This window comes from Rapidithrix thailandica, assembly GCF_039710355.1.
In the GTDB taxonomy this organism is placed as follows: domain Bacteria; phylum Bacteroidota; class Bacteroidia; order Cytophagales; family Flammeovirgaceae; genus Rapidithrix; species Rapidithrix thailandica.
In genome coordinates, this window is the sequence record NZ_JBDKWZ010000002.1 from 107,102 (window position 1) to 128,946 (window position 21,845).

At 41.7% G+C, this 21,845-nt stretch carries 21 protein-coding genes; 12 read left to right on the plus strand and 9 right to left on the minus strand.

Features of this window, described 5'->3' with window-relative positions; all coding sequences use genetic code 11:
- Positions 1–139: 139 nt before the first annotated feature.
- The gene (locus AAG747_RS03920) at positions 140–1,147 is read right to left on the minus strand and encodes a formylglycine-generating enzyme family protein (RefSeq protein ID WP_346819825.1); all 1,008 of its coding nucleotides are present in this window, start codon (positions 1,145–1,147) and stop codon (positions 140–142) included.
- Positions 1,148–1,216: 69 nt separating this feature from the next.
- Entirely contained in the window at positions 1,217–1,843 is a 627-nt protein-coding gene (locus AAG747_RS03925) for a YceI family protein (RefSeq protein WP_346819826.1), read from the minus strand.
- Between the two features lie 568 nt (positions 1,844–2,411).
- Between AAG747_RS03925 and AAG747_RS03930 the strand changes: the two genes are divergently transcribed.
- The 4 genes from AAG747_RS03930 to AAG747_RS03945 all read left to right on the plus strand — a co-directional run bounded on the left by AAG747_RS03930 (position 2,412) and on the right by AAG747_RS03945 (position 6,400).
- The gene (locus tag AAG747_RS03930) at positions 2,412–3,401 is read left to right on the plus strand and encodes a beta-ketoacyl-ACP synthase III (RefSeq protein WP_346819827.1); all 990 of its coding nucleotides are present in this window, start codon (positions 2,412–2,414) and stop codon (positions 3,399–3,401) included.
- A 306-nt stretch (positions 3,402–3,707) separates the two neighbouring features.
- Entirely contained in the window at positions 3,708–4,826 is a 1,119-nt protein-coding gene (gene dnaX / locus AAG747_RS03935; protein WP_346819828.1) for a DNA polymerase III subunit gamma/tau, read from the plus strand.
- The gene (locus AAG747_RS03940) at positions 4,763–5,329 is read left to right on the plus strand and encodes a hypothetical protein (protein ID WP_346819829.1); all 567 of its coding nucleotides are present in this window, start codon (positions 4,763–4,765) and stop codon (positions 5,327–5,329) included. The genes dnaX and AAG747_RS03940 overlap by 64 nt, the downstream gene beginning before the upstream one ends.
- A 219-nt stretch (positions 5,330–5,548) precedes the next feature.
- Positions 5,549–6,400: a hypothetical protein gene (locus AAG747_RS03945; RefSeq protein ID WP_346819830.1), complete on the plus strand. Its 852-nt coding sequence runs from the start codon at positions 5,549–5,551 to the stop codon at positions 6,398–6,400.
- Positions 6,401–6,483: 83 nt separating this feature from the next.
- Here the strand turns inward: AAG747_RS03945 and AAG747_RS03950 are convergent, their stop codons facing one another.
- Positions 6,484–7,344: a universal stress protein gene (locus AAG747_RS03950; protein ID WP_346819831.1), complete on the minus strand. Its 861-nt coding sequence runs from the start codon at positions 7,342–7,344 to the stop codon at positions 6,484–6,486.
- 96 nt (positions 7,345–7,440) lie between these two features.
- The gene (locus AAG747_RS03955; protein WP_346819832.1) at positions 7,441–8,673 is read right to left on the minus strand and encodes a molybdopterin molybdotransferase MoeA; all 1,233 of its coding nucleotides are present in this window, start codon (positions 8,671–8,673) and stop codon (positions 7,441–7,443) included.
- A 272-nt stretch (positions 8,674–8,945) separates the two neighbouring features.
- Between AAG747_RS03955 and moaC the strand changes: the two genes are divergently transcribed.
- The gene (moaC, locus tag AAG747_RS03960; protein WP_346819833.1) at positions 8,946–9,431 is read left to right on the plus strand and encodes a cyclic pyranopterin monophosphate synthase MoaC; all 486 of its coding nucleotides are present in this window, start codon (positions 8,946–8,948) and stop codon (positions 9,429–9,431) included.
- Positions 9,424–10,578, plus strand: a complete 1,155-nt coding sequence (locus AAG747_RS03965) for an NTP transferase domain-containing protein (protein WP_346819834.1) — start codon at positions 9,424–9,426, stop codon at positions 10,576–10,578. Before moaC ends, AAG747_RS03965 begins: the two co-directional genes overlap by 8 nt.
- Before the next feature lie 37 nt (positions 10,579–10,615).
- On the opposite strand, the gene AAG747_RS03970 is transcribed toward AAG747_RS03965, so the two are convergent.
- Both AAG747_RS03970 and AAG747_RS03975 read right to left on the minus strand, forming a co-directional pair.
- On the minus strand, positions 10,616–12,022 hold the full coding sequence (locus AAG747_RS03970; protein ID WP_346819835.1) for a hypothetical protein: 1,407 nt from the start codon (positions 12,020–12,022) through the stop codon (positions 10,616–10,618).
- A 396-nt stretch (positions 12,023–12,418) separates the two neighbouring features.
- Complete coding sequence (locus AAG747_RS03975) at positions 12,419–13,132, minus strand: pyridoxine 5'-phosphate synthase (protein ID WP_346819836.1); 714 nt, start codon at positions 13,130–13,132, stop codon at positions 12,419–12,421.
- 270 nt (positions 13,133–13,402) lie between these two features.
- Here AAG747_RS03975 and AAG747_RS03980 point away from each other — a divergent pair, with 270 nt between their 5' ends.
- The 6 genes from AAG747_RS03980 (at position 13,403) to AAG747_RS04005 (ending at position 18,032) form a co-directional block, all read left to right on the plus strand.
- Positions 13,403–13,852 carry a GatB/YqeY domain-containing protein gene (locus AAG747_RS03980; RefSeq protein ID WP_346819837.1) on the plus strand — a complete coding sequence of 150 codons (450 nt, stop codon included), beginning with the start codon at positions 13,403–13,405 and terminating at the stop codon, positions 13,850–13,852.
- Positions 13,853–14,017: 165 nt separating this feature from the next.
- Complete coding sequence (locus AAG747_RS03985; RefSeq protein WP_346819838.1) at positions 14,018–14,575, plus strand: CvpA family protein; 558 nt, start codon at positions 14,018–14,020, stop codon at positions 14,573–14,575.
- A 23-nt stretch (positions 14,576–14,598) separates the two neighbouring features.
- Complete coding sequence (locus tag AAG747_RS03990; protein ID WP_346819839.1) at positions 14,599–15,198, plus strand: anthranilate synthase component II; 600 nt, start codon at positions 14,599–14,601, stop codon at positions 15,196–15,198.
- Between the two features lie 233 nt (positions 15,199–15,431).
- A complete protein-coding gene (locus AAG747_RS03995; protein ID WP_346819840.1) occupies positions 15,432–16,091 on the plus strand; it encodes a lipoprotein signal peptidase in 660 nt (219 codons plus the stop codon).
- 94 nt (positions 16,092–16,185) lie between these two features.
- Positions 16,186–17,196: an RluA family pseudouridine synthase gene (locus AAG747_RS04000; RefSeq protein ID WP_346819841.1), complete on the plus strand. Its 1,011-nt coding sequence runs from the start codon at positions 16,186–16,188 to the stop codon at positions 17,194–17,196.
- Positions 17,197–17,327: 131 nt separating this feature from the next.
- The gene (locus AAG747_RS04005; RefSeq protein ID WP_346819842.1) at positions 17,328–18,032 is read left to right on the plus strand and encodes an OmpA family protein; all 705 of its coding nucleotides are present in this window, start codon (positions 17,328–17,330) and stop codon (positions 18,030–18,032) included.
- A 99-nt stretch (positions 18,033–18,131) separates the two neighbouring features.
- Here AAG747_RS04005 and AAG747_RS04010 read toward each other — a convergent pair whose 3' ends face one another.
- The 3 genes from AAG747_RS04010 to tssD are packed head-to-tail and all read right to left on the minus strand — an operon-like array spanning position 18,132 to position 21,404.
- Entirely contained in the window at positions 18,132–19,193 is a 1,062-nt protein-coding gene (locus AAG747_RS04010; RefSeq protein WP_346819843.1) for a hypothetical protein, read from the minus strand.
- A gap of 7 nt (positions 19,194–19,200) precedes the next feature.
- Entirely contained in the window at positions 19,201–20,691 is a 1,491-nt protein-coding gene (locus AAG747_RS04015; protein WP_346819844.1) for a hypothetical protein, read from the minus strand.
- 2 nt (positions 20,692–20,693) lie between these two features.
- Complete coding sequence (gene tssD / locus AAG747_RS04020; protein ID WP_346819845.1) at positions 20,694–21,404, minus strand: type VI secretion system tube protein TssD; 711 nt, start codon at positions 21,402–21,404, stop codon at positions 20,694–20,696.
- Positions 21,405–21,845: the final 441 nt, after the last annotated feature.

The window sequence follows — 21,845 nt, forward strand, 5'->3', positions numbered from 1 at the left end:
TTGATTTTCAAGGGGTGTTTTCCCTTAGTAAAGGGAGTATTTTGAGTTTTGTACTCAACTTATTTCAAAATAAATAAAAAAAGAGAACGGGATACGGAGGATCATACCAACCGTTCCCATTCTCTTTCTCATCGTATTGTTATTCATCTAATACACTTGACCAGAATTTGGCAATCTCTTCTTTGCTCATGTCTTTGGCGGGACGAATGATGCGAAAGCCAACAAACGGAGAGTCGGTGTTCCACCAGAAACTTTTAGGGATTTGCGGATCTCTTCTTTTCCAACTCATGCTGGACTCGGTGCGTTTTGCACTTCTCAAATCTTCCGGATCGTCATAATACGAACCGCCTTTTACCGTACGGGGGTGAAGGCTGGTAGGCAAGCGCCAGGGGTTTTCGTTTATTTCTTTCTTTAAGTTTGCGTAAAACTCAGCATCGTATTGATCCAGCGTCCACTCTGCTACATTGCCATGCATATCATACAGCCCCCAAGCATTAGGTTTCTTCTGTGCTACTTTTTGATAGGCATCGTCAGCGTTATCATAGTACCAAGCATATTCTTCTAATTGCTCCGGGTCGTCTCCGTAAGAGTACGCTGTATTACTTCCCGCGCGACAGGCATATTCCCACTCGGCTTCGGTAGGTAAGCGGTAAAATTTACCCGTGCGATTCGACAGCCATTTACAAAAAGAAAGAGCCGCATATTGGGTCATACTGGCAGCCGGATACCCGTATTTTCCCATGCCAAAAGTCGGATCTTCGTATGGAGGACTGGGGCGGGTAATAGGATCACCGCTTTCGGAAACATAGGTTTCGCCATTTGACATCAAGTCTTTGGTTTTATCTCTGAAAATCTCATACATTTCAAAAGGAACCTCTACTTCCAGCATCCAGAAGGGCTCGAGTTTTACTTTTTTCTGCGGGCCTTCGTCCTCTTTCCGGTTAGCCTCTGCCTCCGGGCTACCGATCATAAATTCCCCACCGGGAATGGGCACCATTTTAAAACTGATTCCAGTACCGGGGATGGAGTCTACATACGTTTCAAAAGCAGAGGATTCGTCAAATGCCTCCTGTGCATTGGCAAACGGCATACTTAATGCCCATGCACCGATGAAGGCACCTGCTAATTTCATTCTTCTCAAATTCATTCGCTTGTTACTTTACTTAGATAATGATTGAACTTAAATTTTTACTGACAAGATGGGTGTTGGGGTTTCTTATTGAGGTGCCACTATCAAATCAAAGTTGACCGTTATTTCCTCACCGGTAACGATCTGGCCAAACATGGCAGAAGGTGTTTCCATCTTGTAATCCGTCATATTGAGTTTCTTACTGGCGGTGAACTGATATTTGTTACCGGCTATTTTTTTTCCTTTCAGTTCAATTTCGATGGGATGCGTGACACCGGCCATACTCAGATTTCCTTTGCTGACCAGCGTGAACGAACCGGAAGCCTCGTCTGCTTGCGAGATAGCCGCAGCCCCGGTTTGTTGGTACGTGATATGAGGGTTTTCGCTCTCTTTAAAGGCTTCGTAAATTTTATTGTTCATTGTGGAATTTCTTCCTTCAATGCTTTTTACAATCAACGTAAGCGTAGCGGCCTCCACAGATTCGCCTGTTTTAGGTCCTTTCTTTGCAAATTTTTTGGATAGTGTTAATTGTCCCTCAGCTTTATTCACTTTGGCTGTCCAGTCGTGAATGGTAGAGGTTCCGTCAATAGATACTTTACTTTCCGGTGCGACTTTAAAGGTGGTTTGGGAGAAGGCGTTGAATTGGACTCCCATAAGCATAGCAAGAATTACTAAGGATTTTAGAGCATCCTTTGTACAAAACTTCACTTTCATTTTCATTCGTTTTTAATGGATGTTTTTTAAATGGCGTATAAAAATATTCAATAATCTTCTTTTCCCATGAACCTTTTAGAAATATTTAATTGGGCATTTGGGATTTTGTTGGGGGCATTGCCTTGTTTTATGTAAGTAAAGGGGGCGGCAAAACTTTTGTACTCATCTGTATGGAAAAGAAGTAAAATAAAAAGGAGAATCAATGTAAATATGCTTGATTTTGAATATTTTGTAATAGTGATAAACCGGCGAATAGTCAGGGAGAAAAGGATTGATGTATTGAATGTTAAGAAGGGATAAAAAGCGAGGGTTTTGTTAAGAGGATTTCCTCAAACTTGAAAATTTATACTGAAAAAGTGCTGTGGAATAAGGCAAAAGAAATTAGATTTGTGCCAATTTTGTTAAAAATAAGATGAAAATAACTCAGATTTTGTTGATTATCAAGTAATTGTGAAAATCTGAAATTTCATGCTAATAATCGCAATATTACCAAAGCGGTATCCGGATGAATGTGGAAAAGGGTATCAGCAATCTGTTGTTGGATTAAATAACTAATTTAAAGTAACCAATGAGACAAATCAATGCTGCTATCACTGCAGTAGCGGGGTATGTGCCCGAAGATGTACTTTCAAATGCAGATTTGGAAAAACTGGTAGATACCAATGATGAGTGGATAACAAGCCGGACGGGGATCAAAGAGCGGAGGATCTTAAAAGGGGAGGGCCAAGGAACATCTGTGATGGCTAGTGCAGCGGTACAGCAGTTGTGTGAGAAAAGGGGAATCGCTCCGGATACAATTGACTTGATTATTTGTGCTACGGCCACTCCGGATATGGCTTATGTGTCTACTGCGAATATCGTTTGTGAAGAAGTAGGAGCGGGCAATGCCATGAGCTTTGATATGGCTGCAGCTTGTTCCGGATTTATATATGCCTTGGAAACCGGTGCGAACTTTGTCCGTTCGGGCAATTATAAAAAAGTGGTCATCATCGGGGCGGATAAAAACTCGTCGGTCATTAATTACCAAGACCGGACAACGTGTATCTTGTTTGGCGATGGAGCAGCAGCTGTATTGTTAGAACCCACCGAAGAACCTTTCGGCATCGTGGATGCCCTTTTAAAAACCGATGGAAAAGGCAAAAACCTGTTGAGAGTAAAAGCCGGAGGCTCTGCTTATCCTTTGAATCACTCCAACTTAGAACAAGGCGAACAGTATTTCTACCAGGATGGCCGGGCCGTATACAAACATGCGGTCACCAATATGTCGGAAGTAGCCAAAGAAATTATGGAGCGCAATCAGCTAAGTGGGGATGATATTACGTATTTGGTGCCTCATCAAGCAAACTTGAGAATTATAGAGGCTACGGCAAACCGGGTAGAAGTACCTATGGAACGGGTCACGGTCAATATTCAAAAATATGGCAATACCACTGGGGCTACCATTCCGCTTTGCCTGTGGGAGTGGGAAGACAAATTGAAAAAAGGAGATAACTTGGTACTTTGTGCCTTTGGCGGAGGATTTACCTGGGGGGCCATGTATCTTAAATGGGCGTATTAATCGAGGTTGATCACAAAGTATATGTCTTTAAAAAGGTAAAAAATGGGAAGGGCTTTTACAGGTTCTTCCCATTTTTTATCCGTACTCCTTGAGCTTCAGGAGGGTATTTTGCCGACTTTTCAGGAAAGTCGATTTCAGAGGCCGGAAACCAAGGCCCGGGAGAAAAAAATTATTTGTATTCCAGGATCTATCCCCTAACTTTGAAAGCTGATTTCGGTGGGGATGTGTAGTGAAAAATAAAAGATCAGAGGAAATCAATACGCCTTGATATTAGTATAAACACCAGATGAACGGCTAAGCTGCTATATGGATAATTTCGTTGTATCGGCCCGGAAATACCGCCCTTCCTCCTTTGGGACGGTGATCGGCCAGGAACATATTACGACTACTTTACAAAATGCGATTGCGAATAATCAGCTTGCTCAGGCCCTGTTATTCTGTGGGCCTAGAGGGGTAGGGAAAACTACTTGTGCCCGGATATTGGCAAAGGTGATTAATGAAACCGCTTCAAAGGAAAATGAAGGAACCGTGTTAGAACAAAACACCTCCTTTAATGTCTATGAATTGGATGCCGCTTCCAACAACTCTGTGGAAGATATTCGAAACCTGGTCGATCAGGTGCGTTACCCACCTCAGCGAGGAAAATTCAAAGTCTATATCATTGATGAGGTGCATATGTTGTCCAATGCGGCTTTCAATGCCTTTTTGAAGACCTTGGAAGAACCACCCAGCTATGTGATCTTTATCCTGGCGACTACCGAGAAACATAAAATCATCCCTACGATACTTTCCCGTTGCCAGATCTTTGACTTTAACCGTATCCAGATTACGGATATCGTACAACAGCTCAGTCAGATCTGTGAGCAAGAAAATATTTCCTTTGAAGAAGAGGCTTTGCACCTGATTGCCCAAAAAGCAGACGGGGCTATGCGTGATGCACTTTCTTTGTTTGATATGATCGTGACCTTCTCACCTAACCGTTCGGTGGATTATCAAACAACGATTAAGAATTTGCATATTCTTGATTATGATTATTATTTCAAAGCGACAGAGTATCTGAGACTAGAAGATACGGCCAATGTCTTATTGCTGTTTGACGAGATTCTGAAAAAAGGATTTGATGCACATAACTTTATTGTAGGCTTGTGCGAGCACTTCAGAAATCTACTGGTGTGTAAGGATGCACAAACCGCCAATTTGTTGGAAGTGTCGGAAAGTGTAAAAGCCAAGTACGTTGAGCAAGCCCAACAAGCCGAAGTCTCCTTTTTGATGACAGCATTGAATATCGGCAATCAATGTGATTTGAATTATAAAAGCAGTAAAAACCAACGACTGCATACGGAGATCGCTTTGTTGAAGATGTGCTATGTCAACAGTGCAATCGCCCTGGCCAAAGTGGACCAGGAAAAAAAAAAGACCGGGTAGATCCTAAATCAACTCCAAATCCGCAACAAGCCTCCGTACAAGAAGCTTTCCGCAAAAAATTACAGGGAAAACTCAAGCCCACACATGCCATCAGTACGAATACAGAGCATGCCCGTCAACGTATCCAACAAGCGGAACAAGTTCAGAAAGAGAACCAGGCTTTAACCCCCAAAGAAAAAAGAAAAACCCCCTTTGATCTGGAAGCGTTACAGGCCGCCTGGAAAAGATACTATACCGAAAACCAAAGTAACCTGAATACGATCCAAGGGATGGTCTTTCAGGAAGGTTCTTTACAAGTACAATCCTTGAAAGCGGAAGTTGCCAGCTTTTTAAGGAATTGTCTGGCCAATGATTACATCACAATCCACTCTGAAATCAAGGAAACCGAGACCAAAAAAGAAAGAAGGCTCTATACTCAGCATGAAAAGTTCAATTACCTGGCTGAGAAATACCCTATTTTAGTGGACTTAAGGAATAAGTTGGGCTTAGACCTGGATGGGTAGATTTGGATAGAATCTTGCTTGTAAAAGCAAAAAGGAAATGAGGTGACTTTATTGGAAAAAGTAAATTTTTTTAGCTTAAAATTAAAATAGATTTTTGCTTTTAAAGGCTACCTTAGAGAAATGCCAGGCCATGCTTGAAGTGTAGCAATTTTTTTATGTTCAAAAGGTTAAAAAGCTAAGAATATTACCGGAAATCAAATTTTTTTAAATTGTATTATCATGTTTAGAATTACGAAAATCTTTACAATCCTATTTACGTATTGCCTTGTGGCAATCGTAGCTTTTGATTCGGTGGCGCAAAATGCGAAGGCTGATGAGCAAAAGCTTAAGAAAATTACACAGGAGTATGCAAAAGCCTATGCAAATATTACTAAGTCCAAAGACAAAAGTTCTGTCTTAAAATTTTTAGCCCCTAATTTTCAATCTACTTCCATCCTTTCCAAAGTAAGCGGTCAGGTGAAAGTGATCTCGCAAGGATACGAGGAATTCAGCAGCTACCTGGAGCATGTGATGCGTGAAGACGATTTGGTGGTGAAATATGATGTGAAGGAAATTTTACACAATGCCATCAAAGGAAATACGGGTGTGGTAGTGTATGTAGTGGATTATGAATTTCAAAAAGAAGGAACTACTTGGTCGAAAGGCTCTGAAACGGTGACGTTAACCTTTCAAAAGAACGGAAATGATTGGAAAATTATTCATTTTAGCTTTGTGGGGATGGAAGATGAAAAAAACAAAGGAGCTTGTTTGTGTGAGTTGTTTGTGGCCAACACCGGAGATTATGTAGCGAAAACGACCGTGCCAACCGGAAAAAATTACCAAACAATTTTGAGCAACTTTGTTTTCAGTACCAAAGGCGAATATACCTCGGTTAAGATTGACGGAAAATACTTTAAGTGGAAAAATACCGGTGAGGTATTATGGGAAAACGCTCCTTCTAGCTCAGAAGACGGAGCCGTAAAAGACAAACAAGTGGGAGTGGCTTCCAACAAAGACGAAGTCGTGATCGTGATCGTGAAAAATGTATTGTACGAAGAAAACTGCGCTTCTTTTAAAGTGAAAAAAAACTAAGGTAAACATACATTGAGAGCAATAGCTCTCAGGAGTCATTCAAAGACCGCCCGGCAAATTATTGTCAGGCGGTCTTTATCGTTTTAATCTGCCAGGCGCTTTAAGTTGAAAGTTAAAACAGGGCGCAGCGAATGGTTGACCAAATCTTCGGTAAGATTCCCTTTCAGGATACGGTGTATCCGTTGGGTGTTATTGGTAAATGTAATGATTAAGTCGGCATCAATGTCGTCCGCGTAATTCAGAATCCCAAACCTTTCCCTTCGATCGTTGTAAAGCACCAACTCGGCCTTTTCCAAACCGTATTTCCGAACGAACTCTTTTGATTTGATTTGTATCTCCCGGCTACTAAGAAAATGTGTTGGGGTATTGACATAAAGGATGTATAACTGGGCTTCCAACAAGTGCCGGAAATCTTTGATCCACTTGATTACTTTACTTAAGTCTTGTTGAAAATTGGTGGTTAACAGGAGCTTTTTCAAACGGTAGTGCTGCATTTCCTGGTTAATGGCCATGATGGGAAATTTGGAGAACTCCGTTAATAATTCCCGTTGGGTACTTTCAAATAATTCATCGTATTTCCGGATGGTTTTCCCTCCCAGAATCAGCAAATCATAATCATGTTGCACCAAAAAAGAAACCAGTTTGGAAGGGTCATTGTGCATTTCCACCTTGAGCTCAATGTCTACCGGGTATTGGCTGACCAGCTCTCTTTGTTGTATCAACCTAGCAAAAGCCGTTTGATACACTTGGTCGACAAAGGCTTGAGCAGCCGGTACTGTACTGATGTACCGGCCGCGATGATCCTGTTTGAGGGAAAGGGCGATTTCCACAATGTATAACAGTTCGATTTTTGCCTTTGACCGCATGGCAATGGTGCAAGCCATCTCCAGCGCACATAGTGATTTTGGGGAAAAGTCTGTGGGGATCAGGATTTTGTTAAGCATGGTTTATGGCGTTAGTATGAGTGATATCCTGTTAACTAACTAGGTAACAGGATATACAGTCAATTAGTTAGAAGAGCCAAAAACGTATACTCGATGTTATCGCATTGATGAAAACCCAAACCGGTAAGGGATCACTGAAAATACCTCTCCTTTTCGAAAGTGTTCTTGGTTTTCGGGAAGTTCTACAAAAGCATCGCAGTCCAGTAAATTTGCAAAGTCACCGGAGCCTTTGCCTTCGATAGGGTGTGCTTGCAAAATCCCCTGTGGGTTGTACTTAAGTTGTACTTGCAGAAAGTAAGTCATTGACGGCTTGAAGGTGAATTCAGCTGCCAATTGGGCAAATATCTGGGGGGAAGCTTGTTGTCCCAGTGCAGTACTGATCCAAGGGAAAACGTATTTATAGGCGTTCAAAAAGGTGGAAACAGGATTGCCTGGGAGAGCGAAGACTACTTTTTGGTCAGGAGTAGCCCCGAACCAGAACGGTTTGCCTGGCCGCTGTTTTACCCGGTGAAATGCTTTTTTTACCCCTAGACGATCCAGAATCTCCGGCACATAGTCCGCTTTTCCTTTGGATACACCGCCACTGAGAATGAGCACATCAAACGCAGAAAGGATCTCTTGTAAACGGGAATGCAAGACTTCTTTATCATCGTTCAAATGGTATAACCGGGCTTGGATACCAAACTGCTCTTTCAAACCGGCTTGCACAGCATATACATTGGATTTCCGGATTTGATGAGGTAAAGGGATTTGGTCAACTTCTACCAATTCATCCCCTGTGGAAATAATGGCAATTTTAGGCAAAGCGTTTACTTGGAGCCGTTTTTTGCCTACAGAAGCCGCTACCGCCACTTCTGCCGGGCTGATTCTTATTCCGGGAGAAACCAGTAAGTCCTCGGATTTCCGGTCCGTTGCCCGTTTGTGTATGTTTTGTCCTCGGGAATAGTTTTCGGAAGAGATAGAGGCGAAACGTTGACCCTCCTTTTCCGAAATTGTCACATCTTCATATCTTATGACGGTATCCGCGCCTTCGGACAGAACAGCCCCGGTCATAATCTCCAAACAGGTTTGTTGGCCTTCCAAACTTTTTTGCGGTTCTCCGGCCAATTGAATTCCCTGAATGGCAAAGGTGCGGACACCCTTTTCAAAATCACTGAATTTGATAGCGATACCATCCATCGTGACACGGTTGAACGGAGGGAAGTCCCGGTCCGCCCGGATCTCTTCCTGTAAGATGTACCCAATGGCGTCTTCCAAGTCGACTTCTATTATCGGAAGTTGGATGGTTTGTTGTTGGATTTGTTGAATGGCTTCTTGTACACTGATCATAGGTATTTGCAAATGGTGAGTGATATCTGTTGCTTCGAATTTAAAAATCCTTGAGTAAGATTGCTATGTAATCCTGAATTATTCTAATTTTAAAGATGAAGTGAATTAAACTTTTTCTTTTTCCTGAAAAATGTTTCAAAAAGTGCCTTGAGGAGCCGAGTTTGATTCCATATTCGGTCAAAAACTAGAAGTGTAAACCACTTCGATATAAAAAGAGAGAGCGGAGGAGTGAGTAAAGCTTGATACATATTTAGAAAAAAACGATAAAACTTTTGGAAAAGCAAAAATTAACACATGTAGATGCATCGGGAAACCCGGGTATGGTGGATGTAGGTGCAAAGAAAATTACACACCGGACGGCAAAAGCCAGGGCCATAGTGAAACTGGGTAAGGAAATAATGGATCTGATTCAAAACGAAGAATTGTTGACGAAAAAGGGACCGGTATTTCAAACGGCAATGATCAGTGGAACGATGGCTGCCAAAAAGACCGGGGAGCTGATTCCGTTGTGTCACCCCTTGCCTTTGGAAAATTGTAAATTAGAAATCCGGGTATTGAATGAGGAGGAAATTGCCATAGATTGCACTGCCAGTATTACGGCAAAGACCGGAGTAGAAATGGAAGCGCTGACCGGAGCAACGGTGGCCGCTTTGACGATTTATGATATGTGTAAGGCTATTTCACACGATATCGTAATCAAAGAAACCAAATTGATGGAAAAAACCGGAGGTAAAAAAGATTTTAAAAGAGATGAGTAAACATCAAAAACATGCGAAATTAGTTAAGCCGGCTTTCGGAGAATTTCACCGGAATGAGGTAGCTATTTTGGGGACTCCTTGTGGAAATATTAAAAAACTGGCATTCGCCATTACTGAGGCTTTGCACAGCACTTATAAGCTTTCTTATGTAGATGCGGATCATAAAAGTGCCGATGAGGAGGACGTACAGGGAAAAGATGTGAATTCAGCCTTGGCTTATGGAGCAAATATGGAGTTTACAGATAAGATTACTTTTTCCAGGTTTGATCATAAGCCGGCCTTTACAAGTTATCAGTACCGGCAGCATTTTAATGAACAGGATCTGGTATTGGTCAACGGAAATCATTTTAAAGCAAAAAAACAGCTTGTAGTGCTGGACCCTAAGAAGTTTGCCTCTCTGGAACGCAAACTCGACCGGTTGACAGATGTGGGTATGTTGGTCAAGGTTCAGCCGGAGGTAGAAATTCCGGAGTTTTTAAAGTCACATTTGGAAAACTGCGATGAATTGCCGGTATATGAGTGGGACGATACGGAAGGCATTGTCAATTGGATCAAGCAAACAGTAATTGTCCCCAAACTGTACGGGCTGGTATTGGCTGGAGGAAAGAGTGTGCGGATGCAGCAAGATAAAGGTTTGATTGATTATCATGGTAAGCCACAACGGGAATATGTATTTGAACAAATGCGTGAAGTATGTGAAGAGGTTTTTATTTCTTGTAGGGATGACCAAAGCACTGCCTTAGAGGCTTTTCCTTTGATTACGGATAAGTTTCTGGGTTTGGGACCTTACGGAGCCATCTTGTCGGCTTTCCAACAAAATCCGGATGCGGCTTGGCTAGTGGCTGCCTGTGATATGCCTAACCTTTCTGCAAAGCATTTGAAACATTTGGTAGAACATCGCAATTCCTCTCAACTGGCCACTGCCTATTTAAATGCGGAAACCGACTTTCCTGATCCCTTGCTAACCATCTGGGAACCCAAAAGTTATATGGCTTTGTTTAATTTTTTGGCTCAAGGGTATTCTTGTCCGAGAAAGGTGCTTATCAATAGTGAAATTGAATTGATACAGCCTTTGGATCAATCCGTGTTGAAGAATGTAAACACTCCGGAAGAGCTCGAAGAAATCAGAGAGGATAACAAAAAATAAACCCGAAATGATTGGGGGAATTGGCTATGACATTCCCTCAATCATTGCTTTTGTAAAAGCTTTTCACATATTCGTCCTGATACATCAATTCATAGCCAGAAGGAATTTGAACGGATGTTTTTTTATCCAGGATTAAATAATCATATTCCCCACTTTCAGGATATTTTTCTACTTCTACATGGATGGGTAATTGATGCGATTGGTAATGGTAGCGCAATAAGACATTATAACTGTCCTGGTTTGTAAAGACCTTCAGTCCGGCTTGCTGGGGAAGTTGTTGGATTAATTGTGGAACTTGCCGGTACAGGGAATGAGGATTGTGTATCCACCGTTCAATAGTATGGATATTATGTCCTAAATAGGCCATTAGCAATACCCCGAGAAGTGTTGTTTGCCACTTTTGCGAAAGCTGGAATTTTTTTCCTAAGAAATCCATACAAAACAATATACTCAAAGCGATAGCAAAAAAATCGAACATCCCTTTGTATAACCAAACCCGGGAAAAGGGTTGTACTCGCTGAATAAGCAAAAATAACAAAGGCAACAAGCAGTAAGTAGCGACAAGTAACGGATTTAACTTGCGAAAAGCTTCGTTTTTCCAAAAGTTTTTTTTGATAAAGATAGCTCCTAACCAGGCGATCACAAGAATTCCCAAGCTCAAAGGAGGTATATCTATCAAGTCATCGTGAATTGTATAAAGATAAGAAGGGAATGTTTCGATAAATTGGCTAAAGGTCAAGCTTTGCACCCAACGGTTGCCCGCTAAAGCCTCCCAGCCACTGAATAGCAAAATGGGTGAATATAACAATAAGGTTAAAAATAGGATAGTCAACCCATTGAGTAGTAAGGCTTTAATGTTAGAATAATGTTGTGTTTGCAGGCAAATAATCAGAAGTAGAAAGCCGTTGCTCGCCAAGGCATAAAGATAGGTAGGTACGGTATAGAGCCCGAAAACAGAGCTCAGAACGAAAATAACCCAGTAGCGTTTTTGACCTCCAACTATCGCCTTCAGAGAGGCCCAAAGTGCAAGAAATGCCCATGCCGATAGTAGAAAATACCCCCGTCCTAAGAATGAATACATCAAGGCATAAGGGGAACAGGCAAAGAGAAAAACATAGAAATAGGCAGTTTTAAACGAGGTATGTTTTTTCAGGACGAGAAATGTCAAAAACAAGAAGATAGTACTGATTGCCAAGTTGGGTAACCGGAGCGCTTCCAAAGCCCCGATAGGAAGCATTGCGAAGAGAGAGGCAAGCAACGTATAGGCCACATGGTTATTAGGACCCGGATAATAACTCATAGCCACCAAAGGACCTTTTCCTACCAGGAACACATAGGAAAAAGCTTCGTCTACCATGATGGGAAAATGAAAACAGAGGTAAGTTTTCAGGAGTGTAAGTGCTATAAATGAAAGCCAGAAAAGCTTTTTTTGCCGAAGCTTCATCTCTCTTATTTCACTCTTGAATACCTTGAATAAGGACTTTGTAAATGATTGTACTTCTGTGCTATACCTCTTTATGATTAAAGCTTTTTTATAAGTGAAAAACCAGAGAGGGATACAGGTGAAAGTACAAGTAACCAGAATGACACGAAGTGTTAAAAACTTGGAGGCTGTCAAATAGGTGTTTTGTAATATGGACAGTTTATCGGGTTGTTGGAGAAAGCCAACCAGTAGAAGTAAGAGTTCTTGGTGCGAATACACAATAAAAAAAATACTTGCACTGCCGAGCAATGCAAGTATCAAACTAAAAATGAGGTGTATGAAATATCGGATATGAGTTAATTTCAATGAGCTCAATGAGTTAGGGGTGAATGAATTTGCTTGTCGGATAAAATCCGCTTATTGCAATTGTCTTCGGTACATCTGGATTGTATTCTCAATGCCCAGGTACAAAGCATCGCAAATCAGCGCATGACCGATGGACACCTCTTTGAGGTTGGGAATATTTTTGTAAAAATAATTCAGGTTTTCTAAGCTCAAATCGTGTCCGGCATTGAGTTCTAACCCTAGTTCATTGGCTAAAATGGCACATTTCCGGTAGCTTTCGATAGCCTTTTCCTTGTTCAGGCTGTATTGTTCGGCATAAGCTTCCGTGTACAATTCAATCCTGTCAGTTCCCAGTTTTGCGGCCCCTTCAATAAACTTTTCTTCAGGATCTACGAAAATTGAAGTGCGAATGCCATTGTTTTTCAACTCCTGAATGATTTCTTTGAGGTAGTCCTGATGTGATAGGGTGTCCCATCCGGCATTAGAAGTGATGGCATCTTCCGCATCCGGCACTAAGGTTGCCTGAGTGGGCTGGGTTGCCAATACCAGTTGCATGTACCGGTCTTTGGGATTGCCTTCAATATTGAATTCGGTGGTTACGATTTCTTTGATGGCCAATACGTCATCGTAACGGATATGGCGTTCATCGGGCCGGGGGTGAACGGTGATTCCCTGTGCCCCGAACCGCTCGCAGTCCTTTACCACCTGGATCAAGTCAGGATTGTTTTTGCCCCTTGCGTTACGCAAAGTGGCAAATTTGTTTATATTGACGCTAAGTTTTGTCATTTTTTACCAAAGTTTATAAAAGTGTCCAATATCCGGGGGGCTTATGTTCCCCGGGCAAAACTAATGAATGTATTACATACATTGCTTTCCTGTTCTTTTTTTGCACTGAAAGGCCGGGCCCTTGCTTCGATGCGGATTATTGCAGAATAGATAATTTTTTTTGTGTTTAACTAATAAATATCTTTGCCTAGAAAACCCTTGGTATACGCTGGATTTTCGGGAGAGCAAAGTAAAAACTAATTCATTTAAATTTAAAAAAATACCGATAAAATGAGCTTGAAAGAACGTATTGACTCGGAAATAAAAACGGCTATGAAAGCCAAAGACAAAGATACTTTACGCGCCCTGCGGAGTATTAAATCATTGATAATGTTAGCCGAAACCGAAAAGGGAGGAGGTGACGGCTTAACAGAAGATGCCGAAATGAAATTGCTTACCAAAGCGGCCAAACAGAGAAAAGATTCTTTGGATATTTACCAAAAAGAAGGCCGTGCCGACTTGGCGGAGAAGGAAGCTTCTGAATTGGCTATCATCGAAAAGTTTTTGCCGGAGCAGCTTTCTGACGAAGAAATAGAAAAAGTGATTTCGGAAATTATCACCCAGACAGGGGCGGAAAGCATGAAAGACATGGGCAAAGTGATGGGTATGGCCACCAAACAGTTGGCCGGAAAAGCCGATGCAAAGAAAATTTCGGAAGTGGTAAAAGCAAAATTGGCTTAACTGAGGGTCCGGACTTTTTCATCCGAAAGGTAGGAAAGATTCTCATCGATTCAGGCTCCGCCTTTGAGCTTTTGACCGGAAATCCGGGTTATCTAAGTATAGGTGAAAAGGCTGAAAGGTCAGCTTTTTCTATCGTATTCGTAAATACAGCAAAAGATTACTAACGTGCTGCTACTTAATTATTTATCTTCATACATACGGGTCGTTGATATTGTGCTGGCTGCCATTATCATATGGGGCGCGTACAAAGGATACCAAAAAGGCTTTTTGCTGGAGCTGATTTCCACATTTGTATTTGTGGTGGGGATTGTATTGATGTTTTATTTGGTCACTACTGCTTTTACCACTACTGAGAATTATTTGGGAGTCATGCCCAAATCGGGGGCCTTCTTTACCTATTTCATGGTGTTTATTTTGGGCTCGATGCTGCTCAACCATGTGGGGCGTATTCTTCAGCAAAAAATTGACTATTCGGTCCTGGATGATTTTGATAATATTGCAGCTTTGCTTTTGGGCGGGGCCAAATATGCTATTTTCCTTTCTTTGTTTATCGGCCTGTTAGACGCGGTGGGGTTAAACCTGCCTGACGATATCGTCAAAGATTCCCATATTTACCCCTTGTTATTAAGTTTTCAGGATTGGTTGATTGAAGTGGGGTCTGTCATGGCACCGGTAATCGGTGAAACCGCTGAAAGGGTGCATGAATTGCTCGGTGGAAATTAAAATTGTGGTACCTGTAACCTTCTGTGAAGTTGATTTTACTGATCGATAATTACGATTCATTCACTTATAATTTAGTGGATTATCTGGGGCAATTAGGCGTAGTGTGTCATATCGTGCGGAATGATGTGCCATTGGCCGAAATACAGGAATTACCTATCAATGGCTTGATGCTTTCTCCGGGGCCGGGCGTACCTGCACAAGCGGGGAATTTAATGGCAATTTTAGAGCACTTCTACCAACGGGTACCGGTGTTGGGAATTTGCCTTGGGCAACAGGCGATCGGTGAATTTTTTGGGGGCCGTCTAGTGAAGGCCCGAAAACCTATGCATGGTAAGGTTTCACGCATTAATTGTACGGAAGACCTTCTGTTTGAAGGCATTCCTTTGCAATTTGAGGTAGTACGTTACCATTCATTGGTATTGGACAAATTACCTGCCGTATTAAAGCCTCTTGCCTTTACTCAGGAAGAAGAAGTTATGGCTTTGCGCCATCTTCATTGGCCTGTTTGGGGCGTGCAGTTTCATCCCGAAGCGATCCTCAGTGAGTTTGGCTTGAACCTGTTGGGTAACTGGCTGAAAATAACTTCTGAGTTTATTGATCGAAAACCCATGGTCACTTGTTAACTCTGTAATATGTGAAGACCGGGCATACCATTTGCCTTTTATCACACCTGATTTGTTGAGGCTTGTGCCCAGTATTGTTTATTCCAGGGCTCCGTACCGGAAAAGGGGAGACAAATCCGCAATCAAATGAGTTTTTTCCATTTGAAAGGATAAAGTTTAAACCTGCTCTGAAGAAAATTGGCCCTAAATATTTACTTTTGTGTAATCTCGTAAAACCATTAAACTACAGTTGAATGAAATATTTGAAGTTTTATTTGCTCGCCATCGGAATCATTTGCCTGGATCAGGTAGTGAAACTGGTGATTCACAATACAATGGAATTAGGCGAGGAAATACCCATCTTCGGAAATTGGTTTAAACTACATTACACATTAAATGAGGGGATGGCCTTTGGAATCAAGTTCGGCTCCGAATATGGTAAGCTGGCGTTGACCTTGTTCCGGGTGGTGGCCATGTTTGGCATTGGCTATTATATTTACCTGTTGGTAAAAAAACAAGTACATACCGGTTTTGTCTGGTGTGTGACCATGATCCTTGGAGGAGCTGTTGGCAATGTGATTGACAGCACTTTTTACGGAGTAATGTTGGACAATGCGCCCGTAGTGGAAAATCATCCCTTGTTCTATCCTTGGTTTCACGGACAAGTGATCGATATGTTTTACTTTGATATCTGGCAAGGATATTTACCCGAATGGTTGGGAGGCGGTTATTATTCTCTGTGGCCGATTTTCAACATTGCCGATGCCTCTATTTTTGTAGGGGTGGCATTTATCCTGATCTTTCAAAAGCGCTTCTTTCCCGATGAAAAGAATAAAAATGCGGGGAATGCGGATGCCGGTACTTCAGACGAAACTTCTGAAGTAGAAGTAAGCAAAATCAACCAACAATCCTAAACGTTTTAGAAAACAAGATATATATCTTTGGTACAGAACCCGGCTGGTTTACCGTCCGGGTTTTCATTTTATACTTATGGAAAACAGGGCCGTTATGGAGGAATTTGATGAAGAATTATACGAAGAGCAAATCTTAGTGGTAGATGCCGGGCAATCTCTGTTGCGCATCGATAAATATTTACAAGACAAATTACAAGGCGTATCCCGTAATAAAATCCAGGATGCAATTACGGACGGATTGGTATTGGTGAATAGTGCGGTGGTGAAGCCTAATTATAAGGTAAAACCGGAAGATAAAGTAACTATTTACCAACCCAAAGGAAGAGGAGAAATTGAAATTGTGCCACAGGGTATTCCCCTGGAAGTGATTTATGAAGATGCTTCTTTACTAGTGCTCAATAAAGAAGCAGGAATGGTTGTGCATCCCGGGCATGGCAATTGGGACGGGACTTTGGTGAATGCCTTGACCCATAGGTTTCAACATTTGCCCACATCTCGCAATGGCGAAATGAAACCGGGTTTGGTGCACCGGATTGACAAGGATACTTCCGGCCTTTTGGTAATTGCGAAAACAGACAAAGCCATGACCCATTTGGCCCAACAGTTTTTTGAGCATACGATCGAACGCACGTATTGGGCGTTGGTTTGGGGAGAAGTGAAAGAAGATGAGGGAACTGTTGAAGGCAATATTGGCAGAAGTCCTCAAGACCGCAGAGTCAGCATGGTTTATCCGGAAGGGGATTATGGTAAACCGGCTATTACCCATTATAAAGTGATCAAACGATTGCGGTATGTGACTTTAGTACAGTGTAATTTGGAAACAGGAAGAACCCATCAAATACGAGTGCATATGAAGCATATCGGTCATCCGTTGTTTGGGGATGTGATGTACGGAGGAAACAAAATCCTGAAAGGCGAGAAGTTTTCCAAATACAAATCGTTTGTGGAAAATTGTTTTAAAATATTGCCACGTCAGGCCTTGCACGCAAAATCTTTAGGGTTCGTGCACCCCGATACAAATGAACAGAAATTTTTTGAATCGGAATTACCTGAAGATTTCACGCAAGTGTTAGAACGTTGGGAAAATTATTTGAATTATCATTAAAAAAACTAAAGGTGAAAACCGCTGAAGTTAAATCAAATTCAGCCCTTGTGTTTTGCAGGGTTAAGTTTTATTAACATTAAAAAAGTTTCCAGGACCTTATCTTTCCTTCAGGAAATAATACGGAATCACTGATGATCAATTATAAACCCCTGGTATATTTTGTAGCACTCCTTTTATGTATGTATGCTCAAACCTCCCAACTACAAGGACAGAAAGAGGATATGTTGTTTAAGTTGAAAGGAGAAGTGTTGGATTCGCTTACACAAAGACCTGTTTGCGCCAAAATTGTCTTCCGGAACTACCCGAAAAAAGACTTGATTGGTGTTTTCAAAAATAACTGTCCGGATGGCAATTATCAGATGAATTTGCTTCAAGCAACGGTGTATTCCCTTGAAGTGACTGCTGAAGGATATTGGCCTTTGTTTGAAGAACTACATTATAAGGATAGCGAAGGGTTTTCCAAAGATTTTTACTTAACTCCTATAGAATACGGAGAAGTCATGCGTCTGGATAATGTCCGTTTCATGCGAAATGAGGCGGCTATAATGGAAAATTCTTACCGGGAATTAAATAAAATTCTGACCTTGTTATTGAGCAATCCTCTATTGGTGGTTCAATTGGAAGGACATACGGAAGTTTCTCATAACCATCGGTATAACTTAAAGTTGTCCAAAGATCGGGTGCAATCCATTCGCGATTATTTGGTGAATTACGGAGTGAAACGCTCTCAAATAAAGACCAAAGCTTATGGAGAAACCCAACCCTTGATCGATGGAAATTCCCTGGAAGCCGACAGGCAAAACCGGCGGGTTGAAATGCGGATATTGGAAATCTGAATCCGGGGTCGAGTATCCAAAGGTTTACCGGGTGTAAAAATAAAAACAAGGGAGCTGAAGGGCTCCCTTGCGTTGACAATTTGATATTTAGGAGTGCACTTAGTTTTTAATAAATACTCTTTCTTGAACCGCTCCGTTTTGATAGGTTTCGGTATAAAGCAACTTGCCTTTTTTCCCTTCTTTGTATTCATGAAATTTCCATTCCCCAGTTCGTTCACCTCTGTCATAAGAACCGATGGCAAGTGCATAGGTATTTTCCAGGCCCCATTGTTGCTGTTGTAAAGCCAAAGGCTCACTGGGTTTGATCTCTATCCATTCCCCTTGTTTATAGTGTTCGGAGACTTTGCCCGCCCCGTCTTGTTTGTCAATCCGAGTTGACTCGGAGTCGAAGTAGTGAACAATATGCCCGTTAGCTTTGATTTGCCATTTTTCATACCGGATAAACTCTCCCTGGTTTTCCCCATGATGGAAGTCTTTGGTATGAATTATATAATCAGGACCAATGTAAAAGAGCCGGTAAGTTCCGCCAATAGCGTAATTTCCTTCAAAGCGATCCAAGGTTAACCTGTCGACAATATTGTTGTTTTTAACGGTCAGTATTTCATAGTAAGAAACGCTAAAAGGAAACTCGGTATCAGTATCGATTTCGTCTTTAAAAAAAGTTAAACCCAACACCTTTACCGAATCATTGACATCCTGCAGGCGAAACAAGTCGTAATCGAAATATTGATGAGTATCGAAATACAGGGTTCGATAGTCCTTTTCCGAAAGGAAAAAATTCAAACTCTTGTTTTTGGCAGTAGGTGCTTGATACGTTTTAGGTTCAGATACTTCAGTGTTTCCCAAAAGAGCATCCAAGTTTTTTTGTGCTTGTGTTGTGTTTTGGTCAAGCTGATCCGGTGCCCCGAAGTCCCACCTTGGCGCAAAGTCGAATTCTATTAACAACTGCTTGCCGATAGGCAAGGGAAGTGGGTTCAATGTATCAATAAAGGAGAAATCTTGCTCCTGTTGGGTAATGTTTAAAGCAGCTTCTTTTACCTGACGGTTGGCGACCGATTCTGTATTGTCTGCTTGATGGGCATGTTGACCTTCCGGTGCACATTGAGTCAGTAAGACAATGGACAGAATAAGCAGAAAAATACGATGTGTTTTGAAGTTCATAGGTTATTTAATTTATTGGGAAAATTCGATCACTGTCAAAATCTCCTGCATGTAAGTGGTCTTCATGTCCACCGATAGCTGTGGCTCCGGTCAAAGAAGGCAACCAGGAAATCGTTGTGACTCTAACGCTTGTCATTTGCCCGTTGACTCTTCTTCTGACATTTTTATACCCCCGGCCTTTAAATATGTTTACGAAATAATGATCATTTAAGGCATCTACTTTCAATTGTTCTCTGGCCAACGTAGCTAGATAGGCCGTGTCTACACTATCTCCATTGGGGTGAGTGACACTCGGGTAACTGGTGGCATCGGCAAAACACATTCCCGTACACACCACATCTTCTCTATCCAATTGAATCAATACTCCCAGGAAACCTGCGAAAGATTCAGGGTTGCAATATCTCCGGGCTGTATTTCTGTAGGTAAAGGTGGCTCTAACATTATTGTCACCTTCTCCTTCATTCACGTTTAAATTATCCGGCATTCTTATCAGCTCTACCAAGTCGTCAGGATCGTTGGGGCTTGCCAAGGCATATCGTTTATATCCGTAGCGAGTTCCGTGAGAAATGATGGATCCGTCCGCATAGTGATAGTTGGTTTCCGCATCTCCTCCTTGTGGAGCAGCTTCCGAACTTGTGTAATTGCTATAGTTTCTATTGAACGAGGCGGTCGAAATTGTTTGCCCGTTTGCCCTTCTTCTGGCCGTTGACAAGTCGCATTCACAAAGGTCGTATTCGTTGTCAATGGCATTGCGGAAGATGTATGTTACCCTGTCGGAAGAGTCATTGCCAATTTTACCGATTCTCCGTCTTACCTCTTCATTGCGATAGGTATGTGTACCCAAGGGGTTAAAGGCATTTTCAGGGTGGTATATTTCATACACAATTTTATTTTCCACAGTGAAGCCGATACGGGGGGCATCGCCAGGGCTTATGATATGCTCAAAGTTGATTTGCTCTTCATAAGTCATCAAAGCATCTGATGCCACTTTGATTTGAAGTACGCCAACGGCACCATTGGCAGTCATATTTTCTGCCCAGGTATCAAAAGTCGCCCTGTCGTTAGGTCGTAGAGCAACCTTACAAATCAAGGTGTTTTCGAAATCTTCCAAATTGACATAAGGGTTGTTTCCGTCAGCAGGTAACAATGCGTCTGTATCTCCCGGGCACACTTCAAACTCAGTAGCAGCTTGCCCGTTTCGGATAAGGCTGAGCACTTCGTTGTTCGTTCCGGTAAGCACCTCATTGCCGGTAAGGACACTCAGTCTGAAAGGTTCATCTTGATGCAAATGGCTATTTTCCATTTCTACAAGGATATATACCTCCCTTCCTAGAATGGAATCATGAATTTGTTCGAAACTTACGGATAAGTCACCGTTCTCTTCACGGGTTACCACTTTTTTTGCAAAATACGCATTGGTAATTTCAGGATTGATGACCACCAAGTCGTTAAAATCAGAGGTAATCGCAGGATAATCGTTAAACCAAGCCTTTCCCATAATTAATTTGTCGATTTTTGAGGTTCGATAATTTTAAAAGCCAATTTTTGAAGGTCAGAGGTGATAGAAACATTTTCCAGAAGGTCTTGTTCCAGCCTTTGTCCGTTGAATTCAAAGTCCTTGGAGTTGTTTTTTAAATCCAAGGTCAGCACCTGACCTACGGCATTGCGGGTTTTTAATACCAAGTAGACGTTGTCGCCTACTTTGACTTCATTTTCAGGAATACGTTTGCCGTCTTTGTCCTCATAAAAACTCTCCAAAAATTCTGGCTCAGTATCCGGGAGAAGGCTTGTTACCGGAGTATTCACTGCGCTCAAATCCGTTTCTTTCCAATAATGCTCCAGAATTTTCACCCCACCATCGTATAGTATGGCCGGAGTGAGCCGGATATGGGTGGTCATCGGTTGTCCGTTGATGCCATTGAAATGGTTTTTGAAATACACACAATGCACATCATAAAGCTCCAACACGCGGGTTTTACTGTCTTGTGTGACAGGCGAAACGGTAATTTTGACCTTTTTAACCATGTCCATACCGATTGCCCAGGAAAAGAAGCTCTGGTCGGCAGTGGTTTCAAAGGTAATGTCAAACAGTGTTCCATTGGGCTTACCCATAGGCTTGCCGCTTTCATCTACCGAACGAGTAAATCTGAATTTGAAATCAAGGATGTTTATTTCTTTATCCTCTACGTACATTTTGGTGATTAGACTCATAGTATGATTAGATAAAAAAATGGTTTAATAGTGATTTTCGTAAATGTAAAAAAACTTTTTGTTAATACGGCTGCCTAGTAAAAGGTATAAATTAAAAATAGAAGTGGGCTAATTGATAAAAGGAATTGAAAAATACTCTTACCCATAACAGTTTAGGGCGCTTATAACGGGATAGGGGAGGTGCTGAAATGCTTCTGTCGGGAGCTACCTCGAAAAATTACGAACTCCTCAGAACAGTCGTTCGGCAATATATTGAATGCTTACCTTACATTCAAGGAAAAGTACAAAAAACCGCTATATATTGAGCCAATGAATGGAATCCCATCTTTTCAGGATACCTTTTCCTAGCTATTTTTACAGATCTTAACAAAATTCTGTATTAAACAAGAGTTAATGCACTTGCTCGGTATAACATAATTTTTATTTATTTGCAATAAGAAA

Coding starts and splice junctions, on each gene's coding strand:
- tssD (WP_346819845.1), bottom strand. CDS start 21,404: ATGAGTCTAATCACCAAAATGTACGTAGAGGATAAAGAAATAAACATC.
- AAG747_RS03975 (WP_346819836.1), bottom strand. CDS start 13,132: ATGACAAAACTTAGCGTCAATATAAACAAATTTGCCACTTTGCGTAAC.
- AAG747_RS04005 (WP_346819842.1), top strand. CDS start 17,328: ATGATCAATTATAAACCCCTGGTATATTTTGTAGCACTCCTTTTATGT.
- AAG747_RS03965 (WP_346819834.1), top strand. CDS start 9,424: ATGAGTAAACATCAAAAACATGCGAAATTAGTTAAGCCGGCTTTCGGA.
- AAG747_RS03950 (WP_346819831.1), bottom strand. CDS start 7,344: ATGCTTAACAAAATCCTGATCCCCACAGACTTTTCCCCAAAATCACTA.
- AAG747_RS03945 (WP_346819830.1), top strand. CDS start 5,549: ATGTTTAGAATTACGAAAATCTTTACAATCCTATTTACGTATTGCCTT.
- AAG747_RS04010 (WP_346819843.1), bottom strand. CDS start 19,193: ATGAACTTCAAAACACATCGTATTTTTCTGCTTATTCTGTCCATTGTC.
- AAG747_RS03955 (WP_346819832.1), bottom strand. CDS start 8,673: ATGATCAGTGTACAAGAAGCCATTCAACAAATCCAACAACAAACCATC.
- AAG747_RS03920 (WP_346819825.1), bottom strand. CDS start 1,147: ATGAATTTGAGAAGAATGAAATTAGCAGGTGCCTTCATCGGTGCATGG.
- AAG747_RS03980 (WP_346819837.1), top strand. CDS start 13,403: ATGAGCTTGAAAGAACGTATTGACTCGGAAATAAAAACGGCTATGAAA.
- AAG747_RS03995 (WP_346819840.1), top strand. CDS start 15,432: ATGAAATATTTGAAGTTTTATTTGCTCGCCATCGGAATCATTTGCCTG.
- AAG747_RS04015 (WP_346819844.1), bottom strand. CDS start 20,691: ATGGGAAAGGCTTGGTTTAACGATTATCCTGCGATTACCTCTGATTTT.
- AAG747_RS03970 (WP_346819835.1), bottom strand. CDS start 12,022: ATGAAGCTTCGGCAAAAAAAGCTTTTCTGGCTTTCATTTATAGCACTT.
- dnaX (WP_346819828.1), top strand. CDS start 3,708: ATGGATAATTTCGTTGTATCGGCCCGGAAATACCGCCCTTCCTCCTTT.
- AAG747_RS03925 (WP_346819826.1), bottom strand. CDS start 1,843: ATGAAAGTGAAGTTTTGTACAAAGGATGCTCTAAAATCCTTAGTAATT.
- AAG747_RS04000 (WP_346819841.1), top strand. CDS start 16,186: ATGGAGGAATTTGATGAAGAATTATACGAAGAGCAAATCTTAGTGGTA.
- AAG747_RS03930 (WP_346819827.1), top strand. CDS start 2,412: ATGAGACAAATCAATGCTGCTATCACTGCAGTAGCGGGGTATGTGCCC.